Below are 10,729 nucleotides of genomic sequence, written 5' to 3'. Positions count from 1 at the left end.
CCCCCACGATGGCAGAGGCTGTTTTCACCCCGGACGCACCGGCTCCAGTAGGTCCCTATAGCCAGGCCGTGCGGGCAGGGAACACCATCTACTGCTCGGGCCAGATTGGCCTGGATCCCCAAACCGGCGCCATGGTAGGACTCCCCGATGATGTGGAGGCCGAGACCACCCAGGTGCTGCACAACCTGGGAGCCGTGCTCAAAGCAGCAGGGGCCACACCCTCCCATGTGGTGCGCACCACGATTTACCTCACCAATCTGGGGCACTTCGACCTGGTGAACAGGCTCTACGGGGAGATGTTTGGCACAGGTGTCCTGCCGGCGCGGGCCTGTGTCCAGGTGGCGGCGCTGCCCAAGGAGGCCCGTGTGGAGATGGATGCCATTGCCGTTCTCGTGTTTCCCTACTGACGCTAGCCTCTAGCGCGGGGTGACTGATCCCTTGCCTGCTTTCTCCCCACATCCCACACCTCCGTGGAGGCTGCTGTGGCGCAGAGGTGCCACGGTGGAGCAACTGCTCCAGTTGCTGAAGACCCTACCCCGTCGTCGTTGCCGTTCCCTACTGCTACTGCTGGCGCTCTCCGGGGTGACAGGCCTGATGGATCTGGTGACGGTGGTGTTGCTGGCCCGGCTCACGGCGGCGCTGGTGGATGTTCCCCTTCCCAATCAACTGCCCGGCATCAAGGTGTTCGGAGGGTCCCTCTACGACCAGACCCTCTGGCTGGTGGGCCTGTTCACCCTCTTGGCCTGGCTGGCCTCCCTGAGCAAGCTGGGATTGCAGGTGAGCCAGCAAAAGCTGGCGGCCCACATCTGGCACGACCTCTCTGCACAAATTTACGCCAACGTGATGGGTCAGGAGTTGACCTACCACCTCAAGGCCAGAACAGGCGACCTCACCCAGTTGGTCATCGAGAACGTGAAAGCCAACGCCGTGCAGGTGGTTTACCCGCTGCTGCGTCTGGTGGGGGCCTGTCTGACGCTGGTGTTTATCTCCATCGGCGTGTTGGTGGTGGGGCGAGGTCTGGCGGCGGGGCTGGTGATCCTGCTGGTGGCGGCCTACCTGAGTGTTTCCCTGATCTTCACCCCTTATCTGCGCCGTGCCAACCAGAAGACCGTCCAGTTGGCCCAGCGCTCCACCTGTCTGCTGATGGAATCCCTCGGTTCCGTGCGGGACATTCAACTGGCGCAGCAGGAGCCCTATTTCCAGCACCGGTTTGTGCAAGCCGTGGATGAGGCCCGGCGCTATGCCTGGCAGTTGGATACCCTTCCCCAGCTTCCCCGCCTGCTGGTGGAGCCCCTGGGCATTACCCTCATTTTTGGACTGGGCACCCTTCCCCCGCTGCTGCGGGGTGATCTGGAGCAGGTGCGGCAGGTGATTCCCTTCCTGGCTGCCCTGGCGCTGGCGGGGCTGCGGCTGATGCCCCCCCTTCAGGACGTGTTCTCGTCCCTGATCCAGCTTCGGGGTGGCTTGCCGGTGGTACATAAGGTGGTGGAGTTGCTCCAACTGCCCCGTCGGCGCCTCACCCTCACCTCCCCCGATGTGCCCCCTCCCAGCGCGGTGTTTCCACAGCACACCATTGGACTCCGTGACGTGTGGTACGGCTATGGGGAACCGGAGGACAGTTCAGAGTGGGTGTTGCGTCAATTGACCCTCACCATACCCGTGGGGTCACGGGTGGCCCTGGTGGGCTCCACCGGCAGCGGCAAAACCACCGCGGGCCATGTTTTGCTGGCCCTGCTGCAGCCCCAACGGGGCAGCCTGGAACTGGACGGCCAGCCGCTGAGTGAGCAGCAGCGGCCCGCATGGCAGGTTAGTTGCGCCCACGTACCCCAACTGATTCAGTTGTTGGACGGCACCATGGAGCAGAACGTGGCCTTCGGGGTGGAGCAGGAGGCCATTGATCACCACCGGGTCCAGGAGGCCGTTGCAGCGGCCCAGTTGGCTGAGCTCGTGGCCAGTCTTCCCTCTGGCCTGCAGACCCCTGTTGGTCAAAACGGCATCCGGCTCTCCGGTGGTCAGCGGCAGCGGATTGCCTTGGCACGGGCTTTCTACCGCCGCGCCCGGTTCCTGCTGCTGGATGAAGCCACCAGCGCACTGGACAACCGCACCGAGAGCGGCGTCATTCAGGCGTTGGATCAGGTGGGTCGGCATTGTACAACCGTGATCATTGCCCACCGCTTGGCTACGGTGGCCCGCTGCGACCGGATTCATGAGCTTGCCAACGGTTGTGTCAAAGCCTCCGGCCGCTTTGAGGAGTTGCGCAGGGCCTCCTCCAGCTTTGCCGAGTTGGTGCGGTTGGACCGCCTTTGACCAGGGGGCGCCAGCCACGGCACCGCACCGTGACCATGGCATGATGTCCATGGCGCCACATAACATCCGGAAAGTAAGACCAGACCATGGGCGGAAAAAATTAGAAGCGGCCTCACCCCATCGATGGATTCCACCGACCTCCCGGCACGAAGTCACAGTTACCTGGAACGTGTTCTGCGGGCCCAGGTGTATGACGTGGCCATTGAAACCCCCCTGGAGGTGGCCAAAAACCTGAGCCGTGACCTGGGCAACCAGGTGTGGTTCAAGCGGGAAGACTTGCAGTCGGTGTTTTCGTTCAAATTGCGGGGGGCCTACAACCGCATCCGGCTGTTGTCTGCAGAAGAGCTTGGTCGGGGTGTGGTGACGGCCAGCGCTGGGAACCACGCCCAGGGTGTGGCCCTGGCGGCCCAGCGCCGTGGTTGCCGGGCCGTGATTGTGATGCCCGGCACCACCCCTGCGGTCAAGGTGCGCAGCGTGAGCCGCCTGGAGGCCGAAGTGGTGCTCCATGGCAGCTCCTTTGACGATGCGTGCAGCCACGCCCGCAAGCTGGTGGAGGAGCAGGGCCTGTGTTTCATTCACCCCTTTGACGACCCGGAGGTGATTGCCGGACAAGGCACCATCGGCATGGAGATCCTGCGCCAGATGGCGGAGCCACCCACGGCCATCTACGTAGCCGTGGGTGGAGGGGGACTGATCAGCGGCATCGCCGCCTACGTGAAGGCCCTGTGGCCCCAAGTGGAGATCATCGGCGTGGAACCCATTGATGCGGACAGCATGACCCGCTCCCTGGCGGCTGGCCGGCGGGTGCGCCTTGAGAAGGTGGGCATCTTTGCGGACGGTGTGGCGGTGCGGCAGGTGGGGGAGGAAACCTTTCGTCTCTGCCGCCGGTACGTAGACCACATGGTGCTGGTGGATACCGACGCCATCTGTGCAGCCATCAAGGACGTGTTTGAAGACACCCGCTCCGTGCTGGAACCTTCCGGTGCTCTGGCCATTGCCGGGCTCAAGCAGGACGTGATCAACCGTGGCCGGCGGGATCAACGGCTGGTGGCCGTGGCCTGTGGCGCCAACATGAACTTTGACCGGTTGCGTTTTGTAGCGGAGCGGGCGGAGTTGGGGGCCGAGCGGGAAGCCTTGCTGGCCGTCACCATTCCGGAGCGCCCCGGCAGTCTGCTGCGGTTCTGCACCATGCTGGGCAACCACAACCTGACGGAGTTCAGCTATCGCATGGCCGACCCGGAGCAGGCCCATATCTTCATTGGCGTGGCGGTGGACGGTCGCGAGGACACCGACGGGCTAGTGCGGCAGTTGCGGGAGGGTGGCTTTGCCACGGTGAATCTCAGCGACGACGAGCTTTCAAAAGTGCATATCCGCCATATGGTGGGGGGGCGCTGCCCGGCAGCCAGCGGCGAGTTGCTCTACCGCTTCGAGTTTCCCGAGCGGCCCGGCGCCCTGATGCACTTTGTGTCCCACATGCGACCCAACTGGAACCTGAGCATGTTCCATTACCGCAATCAGGGGTCAGACTATGGCCGTATCGTGGTGGCCGTGCAGGTGCCGGAAACAGAGCAGCAGGACTGGCAGGCTTTTCTGCAAACCCTGGGGTATCGCTATTGGGATGAAACCGGCAACCAGGCCTACCAACTCTTCCTCGGCTGAAGTGGAGAGTTCTGCGGGAGCAATTGCGGCGGCAGCGCTGTCCCTCCCTGCCCGGCTGGAGGCCGTTCTCTATCTGAAGGGCCGCGCCGTGACACTCAAAGAGTTGGCCCAACTGGCTGACTGCTCCTCGGAAGAGGCCGCCACGGCTTTGATGATCCTGATGGCGGATTACGCCCACCGGGAGACCGCCCTGGAAATTCGCCAGGACGGCGACGGGTACAGCCTGCAACTGCGGGCAGATCTGGCGGAGTTGGTCCATACGCTGGTGCCCCTCGACCTGGGCGCCGCCACCCTACGCACCCTGGCCACCATTGCCCTCAAGCAACCCATCCGCCAAGCGGCGTTGGTGGACATGCGTGGTTCGGGAGCCTATGACCACATCAAGGAACTCATGGCCCAGGGGTTCGTTGCGCGACGCCGGGAACAGGACGGGCGCTCCTACTGGCTCACCCTCACCGAGAAGTTTCACCGCACCTACGCCATCAGGCCGCCGACCCGGGAATCGGGTCAGGGGTCTACCACCTGAAGGGCGCGGCCAGAGCAGCAACTCTGGGGAGGCATAGGATAGACCACTGCGCAAATCGGGCAGTGAATGGCTATTCATGAGATCTTCATGCCGGCTCTGAGCTCAACCATGAGCGAGGGGAAGATCGTGTCCTGGCTAAAACAGCCTGGAGACGAGGTGAAGAAGGGGGAAGCGGTGCTGGTGGTGGAGTCCGATAAGGCTGATATGGACGTGGAGTGTTTCCACAGTGGCACCCTGGCCACGGTGCTGTTGCCAGCGGGGAGCAGCGCCCCTGTGGGGGAAACCCTGGCGCTGGTGGCGGACACTGCCGCGGATGTGGAGGAGGCCAAGACCCGTAGCACTGAGGCGGCAAGCCAGCCTCCCGCCAAGACCACCCCACCAGCAGCGCCAGCGTTCCCCGCGGCGGACGCGCCGGCGACCCCAACCGCCAGCGCGCCGGCTCCCGTGCCGGCCCCTGCGCCTGAACCGGCCCCAGCCGCTGGAGGTCGCATCATCGCCAGCCCTCGCGCCAAGGCCTTGGCCAAGCGGCTGGAGGTGGCGCTGGAGAGTCTGCAGGGCAGTGGTCCCCATGGCCGCATCGTTGCCAACGACGTGGAGCGTGCGGCTGGGAAACCGCTCTCCACGTCTTCGCCATCCCATGGGTCGGCTCAGGAGGGGCACCCCCAAGCTGTCCCTATGGCCACGGCTCCCGGTGACGGCCCCGCCTTGACCCAGCCCGGTGCGGTCGCCGCGGCGGCCCCGGCGCCTGCACTGGCCAAGGCCGCCCCAGGGCAAGCGGCGGCGTTCACCACAGCCCAGCAGGCGGTCAACCGCAACATGACTGCCAGCCTCAGCGCGCCCTGCTTCCAAGTGGGCTACACCATCACCACCGACCCGCTGGAAGCGTTCTACCGGCAGGTGAAACCCAGGGGGGTCACCATGACGGCCCTGCTGGTGAAGGCCGTTGCCGTCACCCTGGCCGCCCATCCCCAGTTGAACAGCGCCTACACCCCGGAGGGAATGCGCTTTGGCGCCGGTATCCACGTGGCCGTGGCCGTGGCCATGGAAGACGGCGGGTTGATCACCCCCGTGCTGCGGGATGCAGAGCGCACGGACCTCTATTCCCTGTCCCGCACCTGGGCTGATCTGGTGAAGCGGGCCCGCAGCAAGCAACTGCAGCCGGAGGACTACAGCGGCGGCACTTTTACCCTCTCCAACCTGGGCATGTTTGGTGTGGATCGCTTTGCCGCCATCCTGCCCCCCGACACCGGCGCCATCCTGGCGGTGGCGGCCTCCCGCCCCGTGGTGGCCGTCGCCGGAGGCAACGCCATGGCCATTCAGCGGCAAATGCAGGTGAATCTCACCACCGACCATCGGGTGATCTACGGCACCCATGCCGCCGCCTTCCTGAAGGACCTTGCCAAGCTGCTGGAGACGCGCCCCGAATCCCTGGCCCTCTGAGGGGTGGAGATGGGGGCCGCGAGGATCGAACTCGCCTAAGGCGGATTATGAGTCCGCTGCATTCACCAGATTGCTAGGCCCCCATGGCGTTCCGTTGAGTTTAGGCCCTGGGACCTGCTCCTGACTCCTGGGCCAGAAGCCAGGCCGCCACAAAGCGGGTGGCTTGGCAGTCGTCCTGGTTGTAATCCAGGATGCGGCGCAGGTCATGGCAGTGGCCATGACGCCGCCAGTGACGCCACCACAACACGGCCCGTGCCCCCTCCGCATTGGGATGGCGCCACCGAAACCCCAGCCATGTGGCCACACTCTTAAGGCCGTAGCTGCTGAGGGGCAGCACCCATTGCTGACGCACCAGGTTGTGGACATCCACGAAGCGCCGATCCAGGTCCTCCCGTGAGGCGGCGCTGGCGCCGGCGCGGCGGGCCAGGCGCTGCAATTCAATCCGCTCCGTTTCCCCGTAGTGCAGCAGGGGCCAGCCCGGAAAACGGCTCAGGAAATGGTGGATGCGCTGCCAGCAACGCCCATCGCCATGGTGGGGCAAACAGAGGATGGGATGGTGTTGTGGGGTGACGCCCGTTGGGTCCGGTGTCAAGTCCAACGGTGCGCCTGGATCCTGTCGGGCCTGGATTAAAAAGCCATGGAGGTAGTTCTCGCGGGCGTCGGGGTCCGCCTCAATGTCGTAGAAGAGCACCCCTGGAGCGTGATGAAGCTGTGCCGTCAGGCTGGTCTGTCCGGAGCAGTCGGCAGAACCGGGGCGGCGCTGGGCCCGTTGGCTCTGCTGGCTCCGGGCCTGGAGCACCAGGGCAGCGGCTAGGGCATTGTGGTGGTCCGCCTGGCTGAGGTGCCCCTGTTGAGCCAGGGCCTGCCCCAGCCAGGCCGAGTCGCTCTGGGCCAATTCCGCAATGGTGGAGATCTGCAACCGGATCAACTGGCGGCGGCGGCCTGCACCCACACCGCTCACATCCACTAGATGGCCACTGGCGGCGGCATGGGCATTGCAGGGCTGCCGCCAACAGCAGATGGTGCAGCGTTTGCGCTCTGCAATCAAGTCCGGGGCGTGGGGTTGGTTCAGCCCCACGGCCATTTCCGCCAGCAGCTCGTCAAGCTGGGGCTGCAGTGGGTCCAACGACACCTGTTGGCAGTCCCCCCCGGTGCTCAACATCAGGCCATGGGGGGGACGACGCCCTTGAAACGACCGCAGGAGGCGGCCCAAAAAGGCCAGACACAGCCGTTGTTCGCGGTTGATGAAGCAGCCTGTGCGCACCAGCAGCGGCACATAGCTCCATGGTCCCAGACGGCTCTCGGCGTCATGGCGCAACAGGAGGGGTACCCGTCCTCTCAGTTGGAGGCGCTCCTGTTGGGCCAGAAGCCGCAGGCCCTGGATAGCCGCTGCGCCCCGGAAGGCTTCTGCGGCCCCCCGCGCCATGGTCAGGCCACGGCAGGCACCGTAACGGCTGAGGCACTGCTGCTCCTGGCCCAACTGAATGGCCCGCTGAGGATGCCAGGCCCGCTGGGTGGGGTCGCCGTGGAGGTCTTGCCAGGCCTTGCGGGGACAACGCAGCCAACTGCGCAGCAGCCGATCGCTGATCACCAGACCGTCACCCTTCAAGAATCCATACCGACAACCCGGCAGCTCCTACCCAGCCACCTTAGATTGCTGCAAGAGACACCATATGGGATGCACATCAGCCAGTTGCAGCACCCCAACCAGCTCCATGGGCTGACCGTCCCGGAACTTGAGCAGGTTGCACGGCAGATTCGCGAGAAGCATCTGCAGACTGTGTCCACCAGCGGTGGACACCTGGGACCGGGTTTGGGGGTGGTGGAGTTGACCCTGGCGCTCTATCAAACCCTGAACCTGGATCAGGACCGTGTGTGCTGGGACGTGGGCCACCAGGCCTATCCCCACAAATTGATCACCGGCCGCTATCACCGCTTCCATACCCTGCGGCAGAAAAAAGGGGTTGCCGGCTACCTGAAGCGCAGTGAAAGCCCCTTTGACCACTTCGGGGCTGGCCATGCCTCCACGTCCATCTCTGCGGCCCTGGGCATGGCCCTGGCCCGGGACTGTAAGGGGGAAGACTACAAGTGTGTGGCGGTCATCGGTGACGGGGCCCTCACTGGCGGCATGGCCCTGGAGGCCATCAACCACGCCGGTCATTTGCCTAAAACCAGGCTGCTGGTGGTGCTCAACGACAACGACATGTCCATCTCCCCACCGGTGGGGGCATTGTCGGGCTATTTGAACAGGCTGCGCCTGAGCCCGCCGATCCAGTTTCTCAGTGATTCCATGGAGGAAAGCATGCGCCACCTCCCCTTCCTGGGTGGGGAGCTTCCCCCTGAGTTGAGTCGCATCAAGGAGGGCATGAAGCGTCTGGCTGTACCCAAGGTGGGCGCCGTGTTTGAAGAGCTGGGACTCACCTACATGGGTCCCATTGACGGCCACGACATCTCCGCCATGATCCGCACCTTCACGGCGGCCCACAACTGTGAGGGTCCTGTGATGGTCCACGTGGCCACCACCAAGGGGAAGGGCTATGCCTACGCCGAGGCCGACAAGGTGGGCTACCATGCCCAGTCCAGCTTTGACCTGGCCAGCGGCAAGGCAAAGCCCAGCGCCAAGCCCAAGCCCCCCAGTTATTCCAAGGTGTTTGGCTCCACCCTGGTACGCATCGCCGAGCACAATCCCCGGGTGGTGGGCATCACGGCGGCCATGGCCACGGGCACGGGACTTGACCTGCTGCAGAAGGCCTTACCGGATCAATACGTTGACGTGGGTATCGCCGAACAACATGCGGTGACCCTGTCCGCCGGTATGGCCGCCGAGGGATTGCGACCTGTGGTGGCGATTTACAGCACCTTCCTGCAGCGGGCCTACGACCAGGTGATCCACGACGTGGGCATCCAGAAATTGCCGGTGGTGTTTGTGCTGGATCGTGCCGGCGTGGTGGGCGCCGATGGCCCCACCCACCAAGGGCAGTACGACATCAGCTACCTGCGGGCGGTGCCTAACTTCACGGTGATGGCTCCCAAGGACGAGGGGGAGTTGCAGCGCATGCTGGTGACGGCCCTGGCCCATGACGGTCCTGTGGCCATACGGATTCCCCGGGGCAATGGCGTGGGTGTTCCCCTGTTGGAAGATGGATGGCAGCCTCTGGAGATGGGCTGTGGCGAACAGTTGTTGGCCGGGGATGACCTGCTGATCGTGGCCTACGGGACCATGGTGAAGCCCGCAATGGATACGGCCGGTCTGTTGCAGGAGCACGGCATCCACGCCGCGGTGGTCAACGCCCGCTTCCTGCGCCCCATGGATCAAGACCTGCTGTTGCCTTTGGCTCGACACTGTGGCCGGGTGGTCACCATGGAGGAAGGCACACTTCTGGGGGGCTTCGGCTCTGCCGTGTTGGAGTTGCTTCAAGACAACGACTGTCTGGTGCCCGTGCAGCGTTTTGGCATCCCGGACCGCCTGGTGGATCACGCCAAGCCCCAGGAAAGTCTTGAAGACCTGGGTCTGACTGCGCCCCAAATGACGGACGCCGTTTTGACCAGACTGGCGGTTCGGGGGTTGACTCCAGCCGTCCAGGCCAAGCGTCAACAGGCCATGGCCTCAATCTGAGGCCATGGCCTGAGCACGGGAGCCGGGCAGCCTGGAGAATCACCTCCGCTGGGGGGATTGAAGACGACAAGCGGCAGAGACGGATCAGAGCAGCCCCTGGGCGGCCAGACCCTGGATGGCGCCAAAGCCGAGCACATGACCAAGGCTGGTGGTGCCCAGCACAGCGCCAGCGCTGAAGCCGCCAAAAAACTTGGCGTCGCCAGGCATGGCCGGACCCACGTTGGGTTGCTGAATGGTGGCCTTGCCAAGGGTAATGGCTGCCACGTTGCACGCCAGCATCACCATGCCAACTGCTGGAGTCCAAGTGACGGTGGCGGGAGTCAGAGCAAAGAGTGATTCAATCAAGATCCTGGTCCTTCAACGAGTTGTGGCACAAAGCCCTGTGACATTTTTGCCAACCATCCCCAACCCAACCCGCCATTCCCGAGAGGCTTGTAAGACTTTTTCATCTTTTGCCCGGGTCTTTGCCGGCCCCTTGCTGCCGGTTCCCGGCCTGGGCAAAACCCAGGGCAACCAGCAGGTTGCTGACGGTCAGGAAGGCCTCGGCGCCCCCATGAAGGGGGTCCACGTCCGCCAATTGCTGCCCAAAACGCAACTGGGCAACTGCACCGGCCACCACTGTAATCAGGACAAAAACAAGGGTGGCGGCAAATCCCCACCAGGCCAGTGGCGGAAACCGCCGGCTGCGCTTGGCGTACCACAAAAAGGCCAAAAAGGGGATGAGGGACAGGGCGAACAGATTGGAAGCTGACAGCAGCGACGCCATGGGTATCAGGGGGAGTAGCCGTCTGGGGACTGTTTCCACAGCCACCATGCCGCCAGGGCCAAGGTGCTGTTGCCGAGCAGGGTGGCCGCGGCCTGCATGGTGACCAGCCATTTGAGGCTGCCGGCATTATCGAATACATGCCATGTGCAGGCACACAGGGCACTCACCAGGGCCGGGGCCATGGCCATGGCCAACCAGCACCAGTCCGATTCCCCCCGCAGCCGCCCGTAGCGCACCACCAGTCCCATGGCCAGGCACCACTCCAGCACGGAACTGATGTGGATCCACCAGGTGGGCAAGGACAAGACATGCATGGAGAACGCCGGGCTGGCAGGCCAGCCTAATGCCCCGGCACTTAAGGAAAACCTGGGAAATTCGCTCCGAGTCGTCTGGTCTTATTGAGAAGCCTTGTGCC

The 10,729-nt window shown here is 64.2% G+C and carries 10 protein-coding genes and 1 tRNA gene; 6 read left to right on the top strand and 5 right to left on the bottom strand.

Annotated elements, in window-relative coordinates; all coding sequences use genetic code 11:
* The first annotated feature begins 8 nt into the window (after positions 1–8).
* The 5 genes from FLM9_RS02780 (at position 9) to FLM9_RS02760 (ending at position 5,932) form a co-directional block, all read left to right on the top strand.
* On the top strand, positions 9–407 hold the full coding sequence (locus FLM9_RS02780) for a RidA family protein (protein WP_074457153.1): 399 nt from the start codon (positions 9–11) through the stop codon (positions 405–407).
* Between the two features lie 31 nt (positions 408–438).
* Positions 439–2,307: an ABC transporter ATP-binding protein gene (locus tag FLM9_RS02775; protein ID WP_257242973.1), complete on the top strand. Its 1,869-nt coding sequence runs from the start codon at positions 439–441 to the stop codon at positions 2,305–2,307.
* Between the two features lie 123 nt (positions 2,308–2,430).
* Positions 2,431–3,966, top strand: coding sequence for a threonine ammonia-lyase, biosynthetic (gene ilvA / locus FLM9_RS02770; protein WP_074457152.1), 1,536 nt, complete (start codon positions 2,431–2,433; stop codon positions 3,964–3,966).
* Position 3,967: 1 nt separating this feature from the next.
* Entirely contained in the window at positions 3,968–4,492 is a 525-nt protein-coding gene (scpB, locus tag FLM9_RS02765) for an SMC-Scp complex subunit ScpB (protein WP_074457151.1), read from the top strand.
* A 66-nt stretch (positions 4,493–4,558) separates the two neighbouring features.
* Positions 4,559–5,932 carry a dihydrolipoamide acetyltransferase family protein gene (locus tag FLM9_RS02760; RefSeq protein ID WP_074457150.1) on the top strand — a complete coding sequence of 458 codons (1,374 nt, stop codon included), beginning with the start codon at positions 4,559–4,561 and terminating at the stop codon, positions 5,930–5,932.
* 10 nt (positions 5,933–5,942) lie between these two features.
* Here FLM9_RS02760 and FLM9_RS02755 read toward each other — a convergent pair.
* Both FLM9_RS02755 and FLM9_RS02750 read right to left on the bottom strand, forming a co-directional pair.
* Positions 5,943–6,015 (bottom strand) — tRNA-Ile (locus FLM9_RS02755).
* A 17-nt stretch (positions 6,016–6,032) separates the two neighbouring features.
* Positions 6,033–7,541, bottom strand: a complete 1,509-nt coding sequence (locus FLM9_RS02750; RefSeq protein ID WP_074457149.1) for a TM0106 family RecB-like putative nuclease — start codon at positions 7,539–7,541, stop codon at positions 6,033–6,035.
* 69 nt (positions 7,542–7,610) lie between these two features.
* On the opposite strand from FLM9_RS02750, the gene dxs reads away from it, so the two are divergent.
* Positions 7,611–9,548, top strand: coding sequence for a 1-deoxy-D-xylulose-5-phosphate synthase (gene dxs, locus FLM9_RS02745; RefSeq protein ID WP_074457148.1), 1,938 nt, complete (start codon positions 7,611–7,613; stop codon positions 9,546–9,548).
* Positions 9,549–9,632: 84 nt separating this feature from the next.
* On the opposite strand, the gene psaK is transcribed toward dxs, so the two are convergent.
* The 3 genes from psaK to FLM9_RS02730 all read right to left on the bottom strand — a co-directional run bounded on the left by psaK (position 9,633) and on the right by FLM9_RS02730 (position 10,628).
* Positions 9,633–9,893 carry a photosystem I reaction center subunit PsaK gene (gene psaK / locus FLM9_RS02740; RefSeq protein ID WP_074457147.1) on the bottom strand — a complete coding sequence of 87 codons (261 nt, stop codon included), beginning with the start codon at positions 9,891–9,893 and terminating at the stop codon, positions 9,633–9,635.
* A 100-nt stretch (positions 9,894–9,993) separates the two neighbouring features.
* Complete coding sequence (locus tag FLM9_RS02735; RefSeq protein ID WP_180365281.1) at positions 9,994–10,314, bottom strand: DUF3593 domain-containing protein; 321 nt, start codon at positions 10,312–10,314, stop codon at positions 9,994–9,996.
* 5 nt (positions 10,315–10,319) lie between these two features.
* Positions 10,320–10,628, bottom strand: coding sequence for a DUF2499 domain-containing protein (locus tag FLM9_RS02730; RefSeq protein ID WP_074457146.1), 309 nt, complete (start codon positions 10,626–10,628; stop codon positions 10,320–10,322).
* Positions 10,629–10,729: the final 101 nt, after the last annotated feature.

Source organism: Candidatus Synechococcus spongiarum (assembly GCF_900047545.1).
GTDB lineage: Bacteria > Cyanobacteriota > Cyanobacteriia > PCC-6307 > Cyanobiaceae > Synechococcus_B > Synechococcus_B spongiarum_C.
Note: the sequence above shows the minus strand (reverse complement) of the source record. Positions and strands in the feature narration are given on the sequence as shown.